Origin of the sequence: Streptomyces sp. NBC_01224, assembly GCF_036002945.1 — a bacterium.
GTDB lineage: Bacteria > Actinomycetota > Actinomycetes > Streptomycetales > Streptomycetaceae > Streptomyces.
In genome coordinates this window covers 7,568,661-7,589,436 of record NZ_CP108529.1, presented here as the reverse complement: position 1 = coordinate 7,589,436, position 20,776 = coordinate 7,568,661, and the positions used below count along the sequence as shown (strand labels likewise).

The window sequence follows — 20,776 nt, the reverse complement described above, 5'->3', positions numbered from 1 at the left end:
CAACAACGCGCGGCCCGTACCCCGGTCGGCGGGGGTGCGGGCCGCGTTCCCGGCGCTGTGTCGGCCGATGGGCCTACGTCGTTGCGCGCTCGCGGGGACGCTCCGCACGGGCCACTGCGTGCTCGACGACCGCCACCAGTACGTCCCGTGCGGAGGAGCGGTCGCGTGCGTCGCAGATGAGCACCGGCACCTCCGGGTCGAGGTCCAGCGCCGCCTGCACCGTCTCGGTGGGGAACTTGTCGGCTCCCTCGAAGCAGTTGACGGCGACAGCGAACGGAATCGCGCGGCGCTCGAAGTAGTCGACCGCCGCGAAGCAGCCCTCCAGCCGCCGGGTGTCCGCGAGCACGACCGCTCCCAGCGCGCCCTGGGCGAGTTCGTCCCACAGGAACCAGAAACGGTCCTGCCCCGGGGTGCCGAAGAGGTACAGCACCAGGTCCTCGCGGAGTGTGATCCGGCCGAAGTCCATGGCCACGGTCGTGGTGGTCTTCGCCTCCACGCCCGCCAGGTCGTCGACCGGGCGGCCCGCCTCGCTGAGTCTCTCCTCCGTACGCAGCGGCCTGATCTCGCTGACCGCGCCGACCAGAGTCGTCTTGCCCACTCCGAAGCCGCCCGCCACCAGGATTTTCAGGGTAACGGGCTCAACGGGCCGCCTGTTGCGGCTAGAGCGCCCGAAGGCCATTGATCACCTCGCGAAGAATGTTCACGTCCGGCAGCTCGGCCGGCGGAACGGGACGGGTTACGTGCACCAGCTCGTCCTCGACGAGATCACCGACCAGCACCCGGACCACCCCGACGGGGAGATCGAGGCCGGCCGCGAGTTCGGCGATCGACTGGGGCATGCCACTGCAGAGTTCGACGATCTCCACATGTTCCGGGGAGAGCGTCTGGTCCCGGCCGGGATCGTCGGCCGCGGGTTCCGGGACGACGATCGCGATCAGGTCGAGCCGATGACGGGAGGCGCTGCTGGTACGGCCCCGGGTCATCGCGTACGGACGGACCACAGGGCCCGCTTCGGCGTCGTACCAGCGCGATGCCTGCGGGTCCGTGGGCGTTGCCGGAGATCTGGAGGAGTCAGCACTCATGCCGTCCACTCACCCCCCGGCGGTCAGACCGGTCGTCCGGGGTGCGTTGGCCAGGTGGGCGCCGACGCGCTTGACCATCAGCGTCATCTCGTACGCCACCTGGCCGACGTCGGAGTCGGCGTCGGCCAGCACGGCGAGACAGCTGCCGTCACCGGCCGCGGTGACGAAGAGGAACGCCTCGTCGAGTTCGACGACGGTCTGGCGGACCCGGCCCGCGTCGAAGTGGCGTCCCACGCCCTTGGCGAGGCTGTGGAATCCGGAGGCGACGGCCGCCAGATGTTCGCTGTCCTCGCGGGTCAGGTCCTTGGACGTGCCGGTGGCGAGGCCGTCGCTGGAGAGCACCAGCGCCTTGTGGATGCTGGCGACGCGGTCGACGAGTTCGTCGAGCAGCCAGTTGAGCTGGCCTGAGCCCTGGCGTGCGGCATTGGGTGCTGCGGCGTTCGGTGCGGTCATCGACCGTCCCCTCCCGGAGTGGTTCCTTGTGCTGTTTCACCGGGACCGGTCACGTCCTCGGCGTTCTGCCGACGGCCGCGCTGCCAGCCGCGTTGGAGCGAAGCCATGCGGCTGCGTACCTCGTCCGCATCGCGCTCGAAGTCCTGAGACGGTTCCGCTGCTGCCGGCTCCGCATCGCGGCCGCCGGAGACTTCGCGAAGCTGCGGGGCGAGGCTGGCCTGCCGGATGCGTCGGGGCAGACCACCCACGGTCTCCCGGGCCGCGCTCGGCGCTGTCGGAGGCGCGGGCTCAGGAGGTGTGGCCGGCTCGGCGGGTTTCCGGAAGCCGGTGGGCTGCCGGGGTTCGGTGGGGTGCCGCGGCTCGGTGGGTCTGCCGGTGTCGACGGCGGAGGGCCACGGGACGACGCCCGGCGGCCTGATCCCGGCGTCGCTGGAGGCACTGCCGGTTTCGGCCGGACCGGGTGAGGAGCCGTGCTCGGCGGTTGCGGGGTGGGTGCGGCCCGCCTCGTCGACCCGGCGTCCGTTGTCGGCGACCAGGGTCGGCGGTTTGCGGCGGGGCAGCGGAACCGGGCCGCCGGGGCGCATCGCCCGTACAACGGCCGCGGACTCCCCTGCCTGGTCGGACGCCTGCTCGTGCTGTTCGCGGTCGCCGTCGCGCCGGGGGTCGCGTGCACGGAAGATGCCGCCGCGTTCACTCTCGGTGTCGTCGATGTCGGAAGCGTCGCCCAGCAGAGGGTCGATCAGGGGATCGAGTACGGGGTCGTTCTCGAAGCCCAGCGCTCCGACGGGTCCCTCCAGCTCGACGGGCCCGTCCAGGAGGGCCGGGTCCACGAGACCGGTGGGGACGGGGGCGAGGCCGGAGGGCCTCCCGGCGGCGCGGCGGTCCGGCACGCCGTCCCTACGACCCTTGTCGCTGCCCGGCCTTTGGCCGGCTGCCCTTCCGCCGCTGCCGATCGCCTTCTCGGACCGGCGGTCGAGGCGGAAGCCGGTGCCGTGCGTCTCCGGGGCGTCGGTGAGCAGCGCCCCCGGGATGAAGACGACGGCGGTCGTGCCACCGTACGGAGAGGTCTGCAGTGAGACACGGACGTTCTGCCGCTGCGCGAGGCGGCTGACCACGAAGAGACCGAGCCGGTCGGTGTCGGAGAGTTCGAACTCAGGGGTCTCGGCGAGTCTCAGGTTGGCGTCGAGGAGGACGTCGGGAGCCATGCCGAGACCGCGGTCGTGGATTTCGAGCGTGAAGCCGTTGGAGACGCGTTCGCCGTGCACCTGGACCCCGGTGTGCGGCGGCGAGAACACGGTGGCGTTCTCCAGGAGTTCGGCGATCAGATGGGTGAGGTCGGCGACGGCGGGCCCGCCGACACCGATGCGGGGCAGTCGGCGGACCTCGATCCGCTCGTAATCCTCGACCTCGGCGACCGCTGCCCGTACCACGTCCATCAGCTGGATCGGCTTGCGCCACTGACGGGACGGTGCGGCACCGGAGAGGATCACCAGGCCCTCGGCATGGCGCCGCATGCGGGTGGTCAGGTGGTCGAGGCGGAAGAGGTCCGCGAGTTCATCGGTGTTCTCGGTGCGGCGCTCCATGGTGTCAAGGAGCGTCAACTGCCGGTGCAACAGGACCTGGTTGCGGCGGGCGAGATTGACGAAGACCTCGGAGACCCCGCGGCGCATGTCCGCCTGCTTGACCGCGGCTTCGACGGCGGCCCGTTGCAGGGTGTTGAGGGCCTGGCCGACCTGGCCGATCTCGTCCCGTTCGTACTGGAGGTGCGGTGCCTCGGTCTCGACATCGACCTGTTCACCCGCGGCGAGCCGGCGCATCACGCTCGGCAGCCGTACGCCGGAGACCTCATGGGCGTCCTTGCGGAGCCGGGAGAGGTCACGGATCAGCTCGCGGCCGATGCGTACGGAGACGAACACCGAGGCGAGCAGGGCGATGAATCCGAGGACGCCCGCGACCCCGGCCTTGATCAGGACGCTGTAGCCGGCGGGCTTGCCGCGGTCCTGGAAACGGTTGTTCATCTCGGTGGAGTCGTTGGCCAGCCGGTCCAGGACCGGCGGGGCCACCTCCTGCCAGCGCTCGGCGTCGACCGCTCGCGGGTCCTGGGTGGGACCGCCGCTGATGAGGGTGTTCTCCGCGGTCCTCAGCGCTTCGCTGTCCGGGCTCGACCAGTACTGCTCCACGCGTTGGCGCTCCGACGAGGGCAGCATCTCGCCATTTATCTCGTAGAGCAGCTTGCGATTGGCGACGAGGTCGGAGACCTGGCGCAGTTCGGAAGCGGTCAGCCGTCCGGCGATGAGTGACGAGGCGACCAGAGCGTCTTCGCGGGAGAGCATTTCGCGGGCTCGCGAGATGCCCACGAGTGCGCGGACCTGCTTGTCCATCGACACGTTCTCCATCGTGCGGAGGCCGGTCAGAAAGCGGTAGCAGGGGTCTATGAGACGGTCGTAGAACTCCATCGCCTTGAGGCGGTCGATGGTGCGTTTCTCGACCGAATCGCGGAGTGCGCCCAAGCCCTCGACCGTGCCGAGGACCGCGTTCAGCTGGGATTCGTCCTCGGGCCGCAATGCATCGCGGATGTCCTTCTGCCGTGCGCTGTCCCTGACATCCGCCACGACACGGTCGGTGGCTGCTCGTTGGCGCTCCAGCAGGGGCAGAGCATCGGAGGCCCTGGGGTCGGCAAGGAAGACAAGGGTCTGACGACGCTCGTCCTGAATGGCACGGACTGTGCCCTCCAGAGGATGACCGACCTTCTCCACGATGGTGCTCGCACTCATCAGGTGGCCGGCCTCGCGCCCCGTCAGGAAAGTGGCGAAACCCCAGAGTCCCGTGAGGGAGACGAGCGGCACCAGCAGCAACGCCACGATCTTCCTGCGGATGGACTTCCCGCGAAAGCGCATGGCCTCCTCCAGCCCGGCCCCACGGGGCGGTGGTCGTGTTCCGTCAATAAACGGCGCGAGCCTACTACCGACAGAGAGACAACTCGAAGGGATGTCCGGACGATTTTCAGCCGCACTCCCCGGCGTTGATCATGGGTTGTCCCGGTATTCCGGGCAATGAAATTCGCGAAAGCGGCAGAAGAGACCTGTCAGAGCATCACACTGTTCGGCAGGGCAGTTGGCTGGAATTCTTCGTTCGGTGACGGGTCGAGGGAATCCTCACAGCTGGTCACTCGTCTCTCTGTACGGGTCAGGGGAACATGGGAAGCGCTCAGGGCAGGACGGTCCGGTCCGCTCGCGTAGAAGCGGCGCATGCCGGGCAGCAACCCTGAGGTCGGACAGCGGTGGGGAGTTGAGAGTCCTTGGATACGGAAGAGCGTCGGAGTCCGGTGTCGTCGGCACCGGCGGCGACGGCGGTCTCGGCGGCGACCGGCGGGGCGAAGATCCCGCGCCAGCAGCACCGGCAGCTCTGGGTGGAAGAGCCTGCGATACGACGGCGGATGCCGGACCCGGTCCGTAAGGCTGCCGTGCGTGCCGTGCTCATCATGTCGCTGACGATCATCCAGGCCATGGTGGCGTTCCTGTGCACGCTGGCAGGGTCCTGGCTTGCCTTTCCGATGGTGCTGAGCAGTGTGGGCAGCACAGTGGTTACGACCTGGTCGGTGCTGGATGTCTGGGTCACCCGGCAGGTCTGGAATCAGCGCAACGGCGTGGTGTCCGTACCGAGCAGTTCGGCGCGGCAGTTGCGCCGTGAGCGGCGCAGAGCCCGGCGGGCGGCGCGGACCGCGCAGCGGGACGATGCGCGGATACGCCGCCGGGGCGCGGGCCGCCTCTCGCGGGCCTGAGCGCCGCCCGGCCTCCCATGGATCGAGCCGGGCTCTCGCGGCCTGCGGCCGCGTCGGCTCCCTACTCGTCGTTCTGCTCGTCGTCCCTACTCGTCGGACGGGCCCTGAGCAGGAACCCGGGCGGTGTCGGGCGGTGTCATGGCACGCTTGAACATGCGGGTGGCGGTGATCTCGCCGTGCACCGTCTCGCCGTTCGGGTCCTGCTGCGGCAGCCCGGGGCGAAGGTGCTCCTCCACGCTGATGTACTTCAGCCCGGCCCGCAGGTCCGCGTCATTGCGCAACCGGATGACCAACGGGAATTCAGCGAGCGCCGTGGTGTCGAAGAGTCCGGTCGTGTAGAGCAGTTGTACGCCGAGGGCGTCCGACACCGCTCGCTGGAGCTCCAGCAGATAGGTGGCGTTGGCCCGACCGATGGGGTTGTCCAGGAACAGCGTGCCCGCGTGCCGGTGCTGATGGCGGTCGCGGCCCCGGTCGTTGCTGCGCAGTGCGGCCATCGTGCAGTACAGGGCGATGGCGGCGGTGAGCAGCTGACCGCCGGAGAAGACGTCACCCATCTGTCCGACCGGGACGCGTTCGGCACGGAGCACCGCGTCCGGCTTGAGGATCTCCACGGCAATGCCCTTGGGCTCCAGCGCCGCCTGCACACCGCGCAGCAGGAGGGACATGCCGTCCCTGCGCAGATCGGAGTTCTTCTTCAGGGCGGCGCGGGTGGCCTCGTCGATGACCTCGCCGAGGCGCTCGGTGAGCGTCGCCTGATCGGGTTCCTCGAAGCGGATCCGGAGGAACTCCTGGCCTGACCACTCCCCCAGTCCTTCGGGGAGCTGGGAGAGCCGCTGGGCGGAGCGGAGGGTGGTGAGCGCGGACTCCACGAGGCCGCGCAGCCGGTCGACGATGGAGTCGCGGTTGCGCTCCAACTGGGCCAGCTCGTCGGTGAGGACACGGAGCCGGGGTGCGAAGGCGGCGGCCCACTTCTCGGCGTGCTCGGGCAGTGCCGCAGCCGGCAGTTCGCGGATCTGCTGGCGGGCGGGGGTGCGGACCTGTTCGTAGCGGGTGGAGTTGGCGTGCCGTACGAGGACGTCGCTCGCTTCCCGTACGGCGCTCTCCGAGGCGGACAGGTCAGCGGCGCAGCCGCGCAGTGAACGGCGAGCCTCTGCGGCGGACTGCCGGGCCTCATCGAGGCTGCCCGGGTACGGCTCGGGGGTCTCGGTGTCGTCGTCCGCGCCGTGATCTCTGAGGAGGTCGCGCAGAAGTGCCGCGGTCTCATCGAAGCCGCCTGCGGAGTCCTCGGCGGTGCGGTGGGCGTACAGCAGCTCGGCGTGGGCGGCGCGGGCGGTGTCCAGGGTTGCGGTGGCGGATGCCAGTTCGGCCGTGGCGGTACGCAGGAGGGCCTGGGCCTGCTCGGCGTCGGCGGGGACCAGCTCGTCGGGGAGTTCGGTGTGATGGGTCTCGCCGTCGACCGGGGCCAGGCGCTCGGCCTCTCCCCGCAGCCGGCCCAGCTGCTCGCTCGCGGTGGAGGCCCTGGTTTCCAGGAGCTGGACCAGGGATTCGGCGCGGGCGGCGGCTGCCTGCCTGGAGGGGCCGTCGGCGCCGTCGGTGCCTTCGAGAAGCTGGGCGGCCCGGGTGCGGACCTTGTTGGTGAGCCGGTCCAGCTCGGCAAGGGCGGCACTCTCGTCGCTCTCCGCGCGGGCCTGTTCGGCGCGCAGGTCGGCGCCGACGCCTACCTTCTCGTACAGCTGGGATGCGGCTCGGTAGGCCTCCCGCAGCGCGGGAAGCGCGGGGCGTGGGGTGTCGCCCTCGGGCTCCGGGAGGTGCTCGGGGGCACCTGCGATCTCGGCACGTTCGGCACGCAGGGCGCGGGCGGTGCGGCGGGCGTCGTCGGCGGCGCGCTGAGCGGCCCTGCGGTCTTCGTCGGCGGCGCGGGCCCGCTCCAGGCAGACGGTGGCGCGGGCCTCGGACTCGGCTGCTTCGTCGATCAGATCACGCAGTTTCGCCTGCCAGCCCGCGCGTTCGCGGAGTCGGTGGGCGAGGCCCGCGAGGGCGTCGGCGGCGCGACGGGCGCGCTGGGCGGCCTCCTGGCGTTCATCGCGGACGCGGGCGGTGTCCGCGGCGGCCTCGTCGGCCTCGGCACGCACGGTCCGGGCTTCGGCGAGTGCGGCCTCTGCCGCCTCGGCGGCCGAACGGGCGGTGCGGGCTGCTTCGGCGAGCTCGGCGAGCATGCCGGGCGGGCAGTCGGCGCGCCAGGAGCCGATGCGGGCAGCGAGGGAGCGGTCGGCGGTGAGGCGGGCCGCGAGGGTGCGGATGTCCTCGTCGCGGGCGGCGGCCCTGCTCCTGAGAGCCTGCCGCTCCTCGTCGGCCGCGTGTTCGTCGTGCATCGCCGGGTTCGGCGGAACGAGGAACACCCCTTCCGTGCTCTCGGCCGAGCCCGTGCCGGTGGCCGGGACGGGGGCGAGGAGCGCGGCGGCGGTGCCTACAGCGACGGCGGAGCGCGGCAGAAGGGCGGCGCCGCTCAGGACGTCGCGGGCGCGGGCATGCGAGTCGGGGTCGGTGATGACCACGCCGTCGACAAGTTCGGGACGAGCGGCGAGTACAGCCGCGTGGTCGGCGGGGTCGACGGCCTGGGCGAGGTATCGCCAGCCGGGAAGGGCGGGGATACCGTGCTCGCCGAGGTATTCGACGGTGGCCAGGACATCTGGGCCGGGCGGCAGCAGTCCGCCGTCGCCGAGTGCGCCGAGGATGCGGGAGTCGTCGGCGGCCGCGGTGCGCAGTTCGAAGAGGCGGCGCTCGGCGGAGGCGATGCCCTGGTCGAGCAGCTCCCGCAGTTCGTCGGCGCTGCGGTCCAGCTCCTGGGCGGTGAGCGGCTGTTCGTGGGCGGCGGGCTGTTCGGCAGTGACGGTGTGCGTGGCGTGGGCGGTCCGGTCCGGCCGGCCTGTCTGGCCTTCTTGACCCGCCTGGCCTGCCTGTTCCTGGTGCCGGTCCTGGGGGTCCTGACTGTGCGGGGCGTCCGGGTCCGTCTCCGTTGCGGCCGCTCCGCGGCGGGGCCGGGGCACGCCTGTGCCGTGCGTGGCGGGCAGGCCCAGCAGGTCGGCCAGACGGTGGTCGGCGGCGATCGACTCGGCGGCCCTGAGCTCGGCCTCGTGCGACTGATCCGCGGCCTGTGCGGCATCTGCGGCGCGCGCCGCGGTGAGTTCGGCACGGCTCTCGGCGGCTGCGGCTTCCCTGGCCAGGTCGGCCGCCGAGCGGGCGGCCTCCCTGGCGGTGTCCCATGCGGCGACGGCGGACTGCTCGGCGTCGCTCGCGGCGAGTGCGGCGCGCGCCGGATCGGCGTCCGGCGCGGTGTTGTCGAGCCAGCCGGCCCGTACCGCCTCTGCCGTCTCCTGCTCGACCTCGGCAAGGCGCTGGCGCAGATGTCCGGCCTCGCTGCGGGCGCGCTGGGCCTCGGTGGCTGCGGTGGTGGCATCGCGATGGGCGGTCTCGCCCGCCGTCTGGAGGGTGTCGGAGCGCTCCTCCTCCTCGTTGGCCAGGGTCTCGCCGGCCTCCGCCGCGGTGTGCAGGGCCCGTACGAGATCGGCGGCGGCCTCGGCGCGGGCGGCGAGCGCAGGCGCGGCGTCGCGCTCCGCCTCGCGGATGGCCACGGCTACACGTGCGGAGCGGTCGGCGGCGGCGCGGTGTCGCAGTACGGCCTCGGCAGCCTGCCAGGCGGAGTGCAGGGTGCGGGCGTCGACCAGTTCGCGGCGCTGGGCGGCAGCGCGCTTCTCCGCCGCGGTCAGGGCCAGGGAGGCGTGCCGGTAGGCCAGTTCGGCCGCAATCAGGGCGCTGCGGCTGCGGGCCTCCTCGGCGGTGGTGACGGTGTGCGCGGCGCCCGTCACCTGCTGGGCGAGCTCGGCGGTCCGGCCGCGCTCCTGGCCGGCGCGGGCGGAGAGCCTGCGGGCGAGCATACGGGTGCGGCGCTCGGCGCCCGCGTGGATGTCCCGGGTGCGGGACCGGGTGCCCGCGGCCTCGACGATCCGGCCGAGCAGATCGACCGAGCCCGCGGTGAAGTCGCGCTCCGCGGTCAGCTCGGCTCGGCGGCCAAGCTTGTTGCCGAAGCCGCTCACCAGGTCGGCGAGCCCGTCCGTGTCACGAGTGTCCGTGACGGCGCGGAGTAGGAGATCGGTGAAGTCGGAGTCCTTCTTGACCGCGAAGAGGCCGGCCGCCTCGCCCTCGTCAGCGTTCATCTCGCGCTGGTAGCGGAAGAGTTCGGGGTCGAGACCGAGGTCACCGAGGTGCTCGTTCCAGCGGTCGTGGATCTCTTCCCAGTGCACATCGAGGTGTTGGTAGAACTTGCCCGCCTCGGTCAGGGCGTCGCGGAAGCCCTTCATCGTGCGCCGGCGGCCCTGCGCGCCGGAGACGCCTTCGACGGGGCGGTGCACGGAGGTGGCCTCGGCGACCGGCAGGGAGTCCAGGCTGAGACCGGGCCCGGGGCGGAAGGAGTACCAGGCCTCCGCGAACTTCCGCGGGTCGTTGGAGACCTGCCGTCCACGCCACTCGCTGACCTTGCCGACGACGACGCACTCGCCGGTGAGGGTGTGCTGCCACTCCAGGGCGACATGACCGCAGTCGTCGGCGAGCAGGAACTTGCGCAGTACGCCGGAGCTGGCGCCGCCGAGGGTGTTGCGGTGGCCGGGCAGCATCACCGAGAAGATCAGCTTCAGCAGCACCGACTTGCCGCCGCCGTTCTCCAGGAAGAGCACACCGGCAGGGGCGGGGCGGCGCGGCGGGCCGACCGGCTCCTCCTCGAAGAACTCCGCCTGTGCCGGGGCGGGGTTGGGCACGGGATCGCCCACTCCACGCAGGTCAAGCACGGTGTCGGCATAGCGCGCACCGGCAGGCCCGATGGAGTAGAGGCGGACCCGGGACAGCTCGTACATGGCGGCGGACTCTCGTCGTTCAGGCAGCGGGGGGAGACGGCGGTGATGGGGCGGGCCGGTCAGGCGTGGAAGGGCAGACCGGCGTCGGCGACCAGCTCCAGGTCGTCGGGGTCGGGCGGCGGCAGCAGTGTCGCCGTTCCGTCGGTCACCGGTACGACTCCGAGTTCCAGCAGTTCGGCCATGGCGGCGCTACCGGCCATGTCGCGGACCTGGAGTTGGTAGCGGGCGGTGGTACGGAAGGCGCCTCCGGCGTCGTCCCCGGTGCGCTGGAGGAAGCCGGAGTCGGTGAGGAAGGCGACGGCCTTGCCGACGATGCCGGTGGTGGAGCCGGCCAGCCTTCGGGCGTCCTTCGTGGCTCCGGTGGAGCTGCGGCGGGCGTAGATCCGCCAGGCCGCCTCCAGTCCGGGGGCGTCGGTGGCCGGGTCGGTGTTGTCGCCGTGCTCCTCGGCGCGCTCCTCCAGGCGGTGGCACGCCTGGCGTACGAACGAGTCGACGCCGTTGACGGTGATCCGGCCGATGTACGCGTCGTCGGCGAGGTCCTCGGGGCGGGGGAAGGCCATCGCGGCGACGGCGAGGTGCGCGAGCCCGTGCAGGAAGCGGTCGGCGGAGTCGGACGAGGCGCGGCGGGCGTAGTCGCCCATGCGGACGGCGAAGACCGAGTCCTCACCGGCGGTCACGGCCATGCCGGCGCGGGTGGACACTTCCAGGACGACCAGGCCGAGTCCGGTCGCCACTGCGTCGGCGAGCCGGGCGAAAGTGGGCTCCTCCCGGTAGCGGCGGAGCAGTTCGGCGTATTCGGCGTCGCGTGCGGGCAGCAGTTTGGGCTGCAGCCCGAAGGCGACGAGCCGGGCGGCGTCGGCTGCGTCGGCCGGGGTGACGGGTGCGGTGGCGGCTGTGGGCCCTGCCGGGTCGGCGGGCGTCTGGCTCTCGGTCGCGTACGCGGCGGTCGGCTCGCTCCACGCGTCGGCATGCTGTGCGCGGTGGTCGCTCACGACTGTCGCTCCTCGATGCGGAATCTCTTCGGTACGGGGTGGACTGCGCCGGTTCTCGCGGCATCCGTCCTGGGCGGCGCGGTCCTGCCCGCGCACACCGCGTGGGCGGGGGCAGGCCGGCGACGTCCATGGCCGACGTGCGCCGACCGGGCCGGCGCGGCATGTGCCTCACGGGGCGCGCCGCTCATGACGCCTCGGAGCGGTCCGCGGCCATTCCGGCCGCGTCCAGCAGGGCCGTACCCACTATCAGGTCCGCACCGCCGAACTCCGGGTCGTCGAGCTGTGTCCCGTCGTCGACGGAGAACAACAGGCGCTGCTCGCCCTGCCGGTAGGCGGTGCCGACCGGCGGACTCGCGGCGTGCACCGCGAGCAGAGCGACCAGATAGGGCAGTTCGGGATCGCGGCGCCGGGCCTCCGCGAGGAGCCCGGAGAGCCGGCGCGGGGCGTCGTGCTCCAGGTCGAGGAGTTCCATGGCGCTCGCGAGCTGCTCCTCGCTGAACCTGCTGTCGTCCGGGGTGGCGATCAGATCGGGTTCGGGCATTTCGGCGCCCAGGTGTTCCCGCTCCAGGGGCGGGGTGAGCAGCATGTCGACGAGGTCGCCCACCCGTACCGAGGTAGGCGTGCGCAGCCCGGTGCCGTGGGCGAAGAACGCGTCCGTGACGCGGATCGCCTGTTCGACGGGGAGCGGCAGCAGCGGGGCGACCAGCTGACCGTAGAGATCGAGGCCTGTGCGGGCCGTGGGGGTGGCGAACGCCTGCCGGTCCTGTTCGGCGCGGAAGAGCGGTCCGGCTTCCAGCAGGCGGGACTGCAACTGGGTGTGGCGGCGGATGCAGTCCTTGACGATGTCGACGAGCTCGGCGGCGCGCCGCTTGTGCTCGGGCTCCTCGGCCTCGTCACGCGCCTTGCGGATATTGGTGAGGATCGCGTTCTCGTGGCGGTAGCGGTCGGCGACGTGATCAAGCGCTTCGGCGATCATGTCGGGTACCGCGTTGAGCCAGTCGACGGCCCGGACGTTGCGCCGGGTGGCCTCCAGCGTCTTGCGGAGGGTCTCCGCGTACTGCACGGTGCGGTAGCGGGCCTGCTCGGCGGCGAGCTGTGCGTCCGCCAGGCGGCCCCGGCTGATGAGGACCTCCAGCTTCACCTCGGCGGCGATCTGAGCGCTGGTGACGTCCGTGTCGAGGGCGCCGACCAGAACGTTGACCGCCTCGTCGGTGGCCCGGAGATAGACGGTGCCGCCGTATCCCGGGACCTCTTCGATCAGCTTGAAGTCATAATCTCGGCGGACATACACCCCATCGGAGCCGAAAGTGCCGTACACCGCACGGAATCCGCGGTCGACGCTGCCGACATTGATCAGGTTCTCCAGCACCCATCGGGCGACCCGCTCGTGCTCGGCGGCCGGGCGGCGCGGGGCCTGCGCGGCGACGCGGGGAAGCAGTCTGGTCACTATCTGGTCGTGATCGGCACCCGTATCGAAGTCCATGTTGAGGGTGACGTGGTCGATTGCGGCGAGTGCGACCTCGGCCATCGCGTAGACGGTGTACTCGCCGGCCAGATTCGCCTTGCGCACATCGAGGTCGTGCAGTGGCGCCGTGCAGGCGAGCGCGCGCAGCCGCCGCGAGAGCCCCTCGTCGGCGGCCGGGCCCGGGGCAGGCCGCGGCCCCGCGCTGAGCTGGGGCGCAGCGTTGTCCGTGTAGGCAGGCGAAGTCACGCTGCACAGATTAGGTCCTCACACTGACAACGGTCGAAACGGCGCAGAAGCGACCCCTTGCCCGGAGCCGGCCGGCGCCGACTTCACAGCCGTTCCCCGGCGCGTTCCGGGCGGTCGTTGCGGCCCGGCTCCGGGGCTCCGTAGCCCCCGCCGCCCGGTGTGCGGAGCACGAGTACGTCCCCCCGCTCCAGCTCGGCCGTGTCACAGCCGCGCAGTGGTGTGACCGCCCCGCCGTCGGAGCGCTCGATGTGCTGCTCACCCAGCGCGCCGGGTTCACCGCCCGCCATGCCGTACGGCCGGACCCGGCGGTGGCCGGAGAGCAGCGCCAGGGTCACGGGTTCGAGGAAGCGGATTCTCCGCTCCACACCGCAGCCGCCGTGCCAACGCCCCGCACCCCCGCTGCCGTCCCGTACCCGGAAGCTCTCCAGCAGCACGGGGTAGCGCCATTCGAGGACTTCGGGGTCGGTGAGGCGGGAGTTGGTCATATGGGTCTGTACGGCGTCGACGCCGTCGAAGCCGTCGCCCGCGCCCGAGCCGCTCGCCACGGTCTCGTAGTACTGGACCCGTTCGTTGCCGAAAGTGAGGTTGTTCATGGTGCCCGACCCTTCGGCCTGGATACCGAGCGCCGCGTACAGAGCACCGGTGACGGCCTGGGACGTCTCCACGTTTCCCGCCACGGTGGCCGCCGGATGGACGGGGGACAGCATGGAGCCCTCCGGAATTCTGACCTCCAGGGGCTTGAGGCAGCCACTGTTGAGCGGGATGTCGTCCGCGACCAGGGTCCGGAAGACGTACAGGACCGCCGCCATCACCACGGATTTCGGTGCGTTGAAGTTACCCGGCTGCTGCGGTGAGGTGCCGGTGAAGTCGACGACTGCGCTGCGGGTGGCCTTGTCCACGGTGAGGGTGACCTCGATGACCGCGCCGTTGTCGGTCTCGTAGCGGTAGGCGCCGTCGTGCAGTTCGGCGATGATCCGGCGGACGGACTCCTCTGCGTTGTCCTGTACGTGTCCCATGTACGCGGCTACGGCCTCGGACCCGAACTGTTCGACCATGCGCCGGAGTTCGGCGATCCCCTTCTCATTGGCGGCGATCTGGGCGCGCAGATCGGCGATGTTGGTGTCCGGGTCGCGGGAGGGGTACGCGGCGGTGGTGAGCAGCTCGCGCGTCTCGGCCTCGCGGAGTCTGCCGTCCCGTACCAGCAGCCAGTTGTCGAACAGCACTCCTTCCTCGTGGATGGTGCGGCTGAAGGCGGGCATGGAGCCGGGGGTGATGCCGCCGATCTCGGCGTGGTGTCCACGTGAGGCCACAAGGAAGCGCAGCTGCGGCTTCTCACCACTGGTCTCGTCGAACACGGGTGTCACAACGGTCACATCGGGCAGATGCGTGCCCCCGTGGTACGGATCGTTGATGGCGTATACATCGCCCGGCCGCATCACGCCACTGTTGCGCCTCAGCACCTCTTTGATCGACTCCCCCATCGAACCGAGGTGCACGGGAATGTGCGGGGCATTGGCGATCAGATTGCCGTCCGCGTCGAAGAGGGCGCAGGAGAAGTCGAGCCGCTCCTTGATGTTGACGGAGTGGGCCGTGTTCTCCAGGCGCACGCCCATCTGTTCGGCGATCGACATGAAGAGGTTGTTGAAGACCTCCAGCATGACGGGGTCGACCCGGGTACCGACGGCCGTGCGGTCCGGGCGCGGGCTGACCCTGGTGAGCAGCAGATGGCCGGTGCCGGCGAGAGCGGCCTGCCAGCCCGGGGCGACGACAGTGGTGGCATCCGCCTCTGCGATCACGGCAGGGCCGGTCACGGTGTCCGCAGGGTGTAGTTCCTCGCGCCGGTGGAGCGGGGTGTCCTGCCATCGGCCGCCGGCGAACATCCTTACGGTGTCGTGCGGTTGAGGTTCTGCGCTCTCATGGGGTGTGCGGTCGGCCGGGCGCGGTTCGTGCTGTCCCGCCGTTCCGATCGCCTCGACCGACACCGCCTCGACGACCAGGGGTTTGTCCATGGTGAACGCGTAGCGTGCGCGGTGCTCCTCGGTGAACGCCTCGGCCATGGCGGGTGCGCTGTCCAGGCCGACGGGCAGGCTCGAGTCCGTACCGGCGTAGCGCAGGAGCACGCGGGCGTGCGTGCTGATCGCGCTGTCGGGGATGGCGTCGGCGCGCAGTTCGGCGCGAGTGCGGGCGGCGAGTTCGTCGCAGAGTTCGCCCAGCGCGGTACGGGTCGCCTCGTTCAGTTCCGCCTCGACGGACTGTTCACGCATCGCGGTGGCGTCGGCGAGACCGATGCCGTACGCGGAGAGCACGCCGGCCAGGGGCGGTACGAGGACCGTGTCGATGCCCAGGGCGTCGGCAACGGCGCAGACGTGCTGGCCTCCGGCGCCGCCGAAGCCGGTCAGGGCGTAGCGGGTGATGTCGTGTCCGCGCTGCACGGAGATCTTCTTGACCGCGTTCGCCATGTTGAGCACGGCGATCTCCAGGAACCCGGCGGCGACCTCGGCCGCCGTGCGCCGCATTCCGGTGGCGCGCGCCACGTCCTCGGCAAGCGCGTCGAAGCGCTCACGGACGAGATCCGCGTCAAGTGGAAGGTTGCCGTCCGGTCCGAAGACGGCCGGGAAGTGCGCGGACTGGACCCGGCCGAGCATCACATTGGCGTCGGTGACGGTCAGCGGCCCGCCGCGGCGGTAGCAGGCCGGGCCGGGGATCGCGCCCGCCGAGTCCGGGCCGACGCGGTAGCGCTGGCCGTCGAAGTGCAGGACGGAGCCGCCGCCGGCGGCGACGGTGTGGATGTTCATCATGGGGGCGCGCATCCGCACACCGGCCACCTGAGTGCCCAGTTCGCGCTCGAACTCGCCCGCGTAGTGCGACACATCGGTGGAGGTGCCGCCCATGTCGAAGCCGATGACCCGGTCGAATCCGGCCTGTCCGGACGTACGGGCCATGCCGACCACGCCACCGGCGGGGCCGGAGAGCACCGCGTCCTTGCCCCGGAAGTGGGAGGCTTCGCGCAGCCCGCCGTTGGACTGCATGAACATCAGCCGGATGCCGTCGAGTTCGCGGGCGACCTCGTCGACGTACCGGCGCAGGATCGGCGAGAGATAGGCGTCGACGACGGTGGTGTCGCCGCGTGGTACGAGCTTTATCAGCGCGCTCACCTCGTGCGAGCAGCTCACCTGGGTGAAGCCGGCCTCGCGGGCTGCGGCGGCCACGGCGCTCTCGTGTCCGGGGTGGCGGTAGCCGTGCATCAGGACGACCGCCGCGCTGCGCAGTCCGTCGGCCCGGGCCGCCATCAGTCGCTCGGCCACCGCATCCCGGTCGAGCGGTGTGACGACCCGGCCCTGGGCATCGATCCGCTCGGGGACCTCGATCACCCGCTCGTACACGGCCTCGGGCAGCAGGATGCGGCGGTCGAAGAGTCTCGGCCGGTTCTGGTACGCGATGCGCAGCGCGTCGCGGAAGCCTTCCGTGATGACCAGGACGGTCCGCTCACCGCGCCGCTCCAGCAGGGCGTTGGTGGCGACCGTCGTGCCGATCTTCACCGTGCCGACCCGGTCGGCGGGGACCGGGCCGGTGGGGCCGAGGCCCAGCAGCGACCGGATTCCGGCCACGGCGGCGTCGCGATAGCGGTCCGGGTCGTGGGAGAGCAGCTTGCGGGTGACCAGGTGCCCATCGGGATCCCGGCCCACGACGTCGGTAAATGTCCCGCCACGGTCGATCCAGAAATCCCAGCGTCCGGTCATCCCTCCATACTGACTCGCGGCACGGACAACGTCCCGGACGGCACGGCCTGTTCCCCGCCGGCCGGCGCACCGGCCGGCTGTACGGCGGCCAGCGCGCTCCGCAGCGCCGCCTCGGTCGACGCAGTGGAAGCGTGCGGCCCCGGGATGCCTGACAGCACCGACGCCCCCTTCATGTCCGTACCCCCGCAACCCCTCCCCGGTCCGGCACATCGTGCGCGGCCAGGAACGCGGCCACCGAGCGGTCCCAGCCGAAGAGCTCGGCCCGCTGCCTCGCCTCGGCGCGACGCCCGTCCTGCGGGCGCCCGAGCAGCTCCCGTACCGCGGCGGCGAACGCCTCACCCGTGTCCGCGGCGGCCACTCCGGCACCGCCGATCACCTCCGGCAGCGCGGAACTCGCGCTCGCCACCACCGGGGTGCCGCAGGCCAGTGCCTCCAGGGCCGACAGGCCGAACGTCTCGGCGGGTCCGGGCGCCAGGCAGATGTCGGCCGCCGCCTGCAGATCCGCCAGAGTCTCCCGGTCCCGCACATGGCCCAGGAATTCGACCGGCAGCCGCTGCGCCCGAGCTCTGCCCTCCAGGCCCGCACGCAGTGGCCCGTCGCCCGCGACGACCAGCGCCGCGCGCACCCCCCGACGCCGCAGCTCGGCAATCGTCTCCAGGGCCCGGCCGGGGCGTTTCTCGACCGAGAGCCGCGAGCACAGCAGAAGCAGCACGTCCCGGCCGTGCAGGTGCCGGGCGCGCAGCACCGTACTGCGCCGGTGGGGGCGGCAGCGCCGCAGGTCCACGCCGAGCGGGGCGCGCACCACATTGCGGGCGCCGATGCGCAGGAACTCGCGCTCCGCCCATTGCGTGGTGCACACGATCCGCGTGTACGCGTGGGCGCTGCGCGCGTTGAGGCGGTCGGCCGTACGTCCGGCCGCGCCGGCCGGGACGCCCCAGGTGCGCAGCACCCCGTCGGCCGTCTCGTGGGAGACCATCACGGCGGGCACCCTGGCACGGCGCGCCCACTCCCCCGTCCATCGCAGCGTGGTCCGGTCGGAGACCTCAAGACGGTCGGGCCGCAGCGTTTCCAGGAGGTGGCGGAGGCTGCGCCGGCCTGCCAGTACGCGGTAGCCTCCGCTGCCCGGCAGGACCGGCCCGGGGAGCGTGATCACCCTCCCCTGCTCCGTACGCTCGTCGCTCCGTGTGTCGCCGGGAACGATGAGCACCGGCTCGTGCCCGGCCGCGAGATAGCCGCGGCCGAGTTCGTCAAGGGCGGTACGCAGTCCGCCCGACGACGGGGTGATGAAGTTCGCCAGCCGGACGATGACCGTCCGCTGTTCGCAGTCGGTCATGCCGCCACCGCCGTCCGGTCGCGCAGCACCTCGTCGTAGTGGTCCAGGAGTTGATCACCCACGGCCTGCCACGTCCGGCCCTCGACCGTGGCCCGGCCGGTGGCGCCGTAGGCCGCCGCGAGCGCGGGGTCCGCGGCGAGTGCGCCGACTGCCGCCGCCACGGCACCGGTGTCGAGCGGCGGGACCAGCAGCCCGGTCCGCCCGTGGTCGACGAGGTCGAGCGGTCCGCCCGCCGCCGGGGCGATCACGGGTACTCCGGAGGCCATGGCCTCCTGCACCGTCTGGCAGAACGTCTCGTACGGCCCTGTGTGCACGAACATGTCGAGCGAGGCGCAGAACCGGGCGAGGTCGTCCCCTGTCCTGCGGCCGAGGAAGACCGCGCCGGGCAGGGCGGTCCGCAGCGATGCATCACTGGGGCCGTCCCCGACGACCACGACCCGGACCCCGGGTATCGCGCAGGCCCCGGCGAGGAGTTCGACGTGTTTCTCCGGGGCGAGCCGTCCGACGTACCCGACGATCCGCTCCCTGCCGGGGGCGAGACGGCGGCGCAGTGCCTCGTCCCGCAGTCCGGGCCGAAATCGTGCGGTGTCGACGCCGCGTGGCCACAGCCGTACCCGGGGCACGCCGTGTTCGATGAGGTCGCGGACGGCGGCGGTGGACGGGGCGAGCGTGCGGTCGGCGGCGCTGTGCACGGCGCGCATCCGGCGCCAGGCGGTGTTCTCGCCGGTGCCGAGATACGTGCGTGCGTAGCCGGCCAGGTCGGTCTGGTAGACGGCCACGGTCGGCAGCCCGAGCCTGGTCGCGGCTGCCATGCCCCGTGCGCCGAGCACGAAGGGTCCTGCCAGATGGACGAGTTCGGCGCGGTGCGCGGTGAGGGCGGCCGTCAGCCGCCGGCTCGGAAGTGCCACCCGGACCTGGGGATAGCCGGGCAGGGGAAGTGAGGGGACCCGCACCACGGGGCACGGTGCGTCGGCTTCGAAGGCGTCGGAGTGGTCCGAACGGGATGTGGTCGTCGCGCCGGCCGTGGCCGGGGCGACGACGAGCGGGTCGTGGCCGCGGCCGGCGAGATGCCGGGCCGTCTGCAGGGTGCAGTGGGCCACGCCGTTGATATCGGGCGGGAAGGACTCGGTGACGATGACGACACGCATACCTGTGTTGTCGCCACGCCGGACGTGTCCGGGCCGACTTGGATCTTTCCGCCCGGGGAACGTCCCATGAGCGTTTGAGCCGAGCGCGCCCCCGACGCGCTGCTCGCCCGTTCGCACCGCGCGCCCCCGACGCGCGCCGCTGTGCGTACTCCGGTCAGACCGCTGGGGTGTCGGGCCCGATCCTGCTGCGTACCGCTGTCTGCACCTCGGCCTCCTCGGCCGGGTCCGCGGCGAGTCGGCGCAGTCGCTCGGCGACCCTGATGTCGCCGGTCTCGGCGTGGAGTGCGGCGACTTCGCGGGTGGTCTCCTCGCAGTCCCACAGGCATTCGACGGCGAATCCGGTGGCGAAGGAGGGGTCGGTCACGGCCAGTGCGCGGGCCGCTCGGCCGCGCAGGTGCGAGGAGGACGTCTCCCGGTAGACGTGGCGCAGTACGGGGGCCGCACAGGCGATGCCCAGCCTGCCCGTGCCGTCGACGAGGGTCCACAGGCGTGGTGCGTCCGGGCCTTCGCCCCGCACGGCCTCGCGGAGTGCTCCGAGGACCAGTGAGGCGTCCTGGGCACCGCCCCGGCAGGCGAGCACACCGGCCGCGGAGGCGCCGAGCGCGTCGGGCCGTCGGGCCCAGCGCCTGGCGCGCTCCACCGCCGCGTCGCCGCACATCCGCTCGAAGGCGGCGACAGCCGCGTCGGCGACGGTGCGCGAGGCGCCGACCGCCGCGATCTCGATCAGGTCGAGCACGGCAGGATCCCTGGCCTCGGCCAGAAAGTGCAGGGCGGCGCAGCGTGCGCCTTCCGGGCCGCTGCGGGCGGCCTCGGTGATCGTGGACCGGTCCTCGGGTCCGGCGACGGCGGTGAGGCAGCGGGCGGCCGGGACATGGAGGATGCTGCCGCGTTCGAGTCCCTGCTGGGCCCAGTCGAGGACGGCCTGGACGCTCCAGCCGGGGCGGGGGCCGCCGGGCCGCATCTGCCGCTGCCAGCGGTCGAAGGAGCCCTGTTCGGAGGCGGCCCTGACCCTGGCGCCGACCTCTTCGCGCGGGTCGTCCGCCCAGAGCCGCCAGGGGCGGGGTTCAAAGGCGTCCCGTACGGCGGCGGCCAGCTCGGCGGCGCCCTCCTCGGTGGCCGGGAACCGGCCGAGCACGGGTACGGCGAGGGCTCGGAGCCCTGCGTCGTCGTCACGCAGGGCGAGCTCGTCGAGGGCCCAGGCCCAGTTGGCCCCGGTCGCGGCGTACCGCCGCAGCAGGGCCAGGGCGTCGTCCCGTCCGTACGAGGCGAGGTGGCCGAGCACGGCGAGAGCCAGCCCGGTGCGTGAGTCGTCGGTGTCGAGGTGGTCGTCGGGATCGCACAGATGGCGCTCGATCTCTTCGATACCGCCGTCGAGGTCGAGATACAGGCGTGCGTAGTAGAGCGAGCGGTTCTCCACCTGCCAGTCGTGACGCGGATCGCTCAGGACGCAGTGGTTGAGAGCCGCCAGGGCCTCGGGGCGTGGTGCGGCGAGCGCGTGGAGCGTGCCGTCGCCACGGCCCCTCTGCAGCAGGCCGAGCAGGGTGCCGCTCGGCGCTATGAACGGATCAAACATGGAAAAAGCCTCACATCAAGCTGTCGACGCAACCGGGACTGTGCAGTTCCAAGTGC

Annotated in this window: 12 protein-coding genes; 1 reads left to right on the top strand and 11 read right to left on the bottom strand. The window is 71.9% G+C overall.

The features are described from left to right. Window positions 1-73: 73 nt before the first annotated feature. From OG609_RS34215 to OG609_RS34200, 4 genes are read right to left on the bottom strand one after another with little or no spacing between them, the layout of a single operon-like run. A complete protein-coding gene (locus OG609_RS34215) occupies window positions 74-679 on the bottom strand; it encodes a GTP-binding protein (protein ID WP_327276369.1) in 606 nt (201 codons plus the stop codon). Next, window positions 660-1,082, bottom strand: coding sequence for a DUF742 domain-containing protein (locus OG609_RS34210; RefSeq protein ID WP_327276368.1), 423 nt, complete (start codon window positions 1,080-1,082; stop codon window positions 660-662). The genes OG609_RS34215 and OG609_RS34210 overlap by 20 nt, the downstream gene beginning before the upstream one ends. A 9-nt stretch (window positions 1,083-1,091) precedes the next feature. Then, window positions 1,092-1,535 (bottom strand): roadblock/LC7 domain-containing protein, encoded by a 444-nt coding sequence (locus OG609_RS34205; protein WP_327276367.1) that lies wholly within the window; start codon window positions 1,533-1,535, stop codon window positions 1,092-1,094. After that, window positions 1,532-4,432 (bottom strand): sensor histidine kinase, encoded by a 2,901-nt coding sequence (locus OG609_RS34200; protein ID WP_327276366.1) that lies wholly within the window; start codon window positions 4,430-4,432, stop codon window positions 1,532-1,534. The genes OG609_RS34205 and OG609_RS34200 overlap by 4 nt, the downstream gene beginning before the upstream one ends. Window positions 4,433-4,833: 401 nt before the next feature. Here OG609_RS34200 and OG609_RS34195 point away from each other — a divergent pair, with 401 nt between their 5' ends. Further along, complete coding sequence (locus OG609_RS34195) at window positions 4,834-5,316, top strand: hypothetical protein (RefSeq protein WP_382909524.1); 483 nt, start codon at window positions 4,834-4,836, stop codon at window positions 5,314-5,316. 86 nt (window positions 5,317-5,402) lie between these two features. On the opposite strand, the gene OG609_RS34190 is transcribed toward OG609_RS34195, so the two are convergent. The 7 genes from OG609_RS34190 to OG609_RS34160 all read right to left on the bottom strand — a co-directional run bounded on the left by OG609_RS34190 (window position 5,403) and on the right by OG609_RS34160 (window position 20,720). Next, on the bottom strand, window positions 5,403-10,223 hold the full coding sequence (locus tag OG609_RS34190; RefSeq protein ID WP_327276364.1) for a hypothetical protein: 4,821 nt from the start codon (window positions 10,221-10,223) through the stop codon (window positions 5,403-5,405). Between the two features lie 59 nt (window positions 10,224-10,282). Continuing rightward, a complete protein-coding gene (locus OG609_RS34185) occupies window positions 10,283-11,215 on the bottom strand; it encodes a hypothetical protein (RefSeq protein WP_327276363.1) in 933 nt (310 codons plus the stop codon). 184 nt (window positions 11,216-11,399) lie between these two features. After that, complete coding sequence (locus tag OG609_RS34180; protein ID WP_327276362.1) at window positions 11,400-12,926, bottom strand: hypothetical protein; 1,527 nt, start codon at window positions 12,924-12,926, stop codon at window positions 11,400-11,402. A gap of 83 nt (window positions 12,927-13,009) precedes the next feature. Continuing rightward, the gene (locus OG609_RS34175; RefSeq protein WP_327276361.1) at window positions 13,010-16,666 is read right to left on the bottom strand and encodes a hydantoinase B/oxoprolinase family protein; all 3,657 of its coding nucleotides are present in this window, start codon (window positions 16,664-16,666) and stop codon (window positions 13,010-13,012) included. Window positions 16,667-16,835: 169 nt separating this feature from the next. Continuing rightward, window positions 16,836-17,999 carry a glycosyltransferase gene (locus tag OG609_RS34170; protein WP_327276360.1) on the bottom strand — a complete coding sequence of 388 codons (1,164 nt, stop codon included), beginning with the start codon at window positions 17,997-17,999 and terminating at the stop codon, window positions 16,836-16,838. After that, window positions 17,996-19,147 (bottom strand): glycosyltransferase family 4 protein, encoded by a 1,152-nt coding sequence (locus tag OG609_RS34165; protein WP_327276359.1) that lies wholly within the window; start codon window positions 19,145-19,147, stop codon window positions 17,996-17,998. Before OG609_RS34165 ends, OG609_RS34170 begins: the two co-directional genes overlap by 4 nt. A 154-nt stretch (window positions 19,148-19,301) precedes the next feature. Beyond that, entirely contained in the window at window positions 19,302-20,720 is a 1,419-nt protein-coding gene (locus tag OG609_RS34160; protein ID WP_327276358.1) for a HEAT repeat domain-containing protein, read from the bottom strand. Between the last annotated feature and the right edge of the window lie 56 nt (window positions 20,721-20,776).

Bases quoted from the DNA above. Each gene is read 5' to 3' on its own strand.
- OG609_RS34200 (WP_327276366.1), bottom strand. From the start codon at position 4,432: ATGCGCTTTCGCGGGAAGTCCATCCGCAGGAAGATCGTGGCGTTGCTG.
- OG609_RS34210 (WP_327276368.1), bottom strand. From the start codon at position 1,082: ATGAGTGCTGACTCCTCCAGATCTCCGGCAACGCCCACGGACCCGCAG.
- OG609_RS34205 (WP_327276367.1), bottom strand. From the start codon at position 1,535: ATGACCGCACCGAACGCCGCAGCACCCAATGCCGCACGCCAGGGCTCA.
- OG609_RS34170 (WP_327276360.1), bottom strand. From the start codon at position 17,999: ATGACCGACTGCGAACAGCGGACGGTCATCGTCCGGCTGGCGAACTTC.
- OG609_RS34165 (WP_327276359.1), bottom strand. From the start codon at position 19,147: ATGCGTGTCGTCATCGTCACCGAGTCCTTCCCGCCCGATATCAACGGC.
- OG609_RS34190 (WP_327276364.1), bottom strand. From the start codon at position 10,223: ATGTACGAGCTGTCCCGGGTCCGCCTCTACTCCATCGGGCCTGCCGGT.
- OG609_RS34215 (WP_327276369.1), bottom strand. From the start codon at position 679: ATGGCCTTCGGGCGCTCTAGCCGCAACAGGCGGCCCGTTGAGCCCGTT.
- OG609_RS34160 (WP_327276358.1), bottom strand. From the start codon at position 20,720: ATGTTTGATCCGTTCATAGCGCCGAGCGGCACCCTGCTCGGCCTGCTG.
- OG609_RS34175 (WP_327276361.1), bottom strand. From the start codon at position 16,666: ATGACCGGACGCTGGGATTTCTGGATCGACCGTGGCGGGACATTTACC.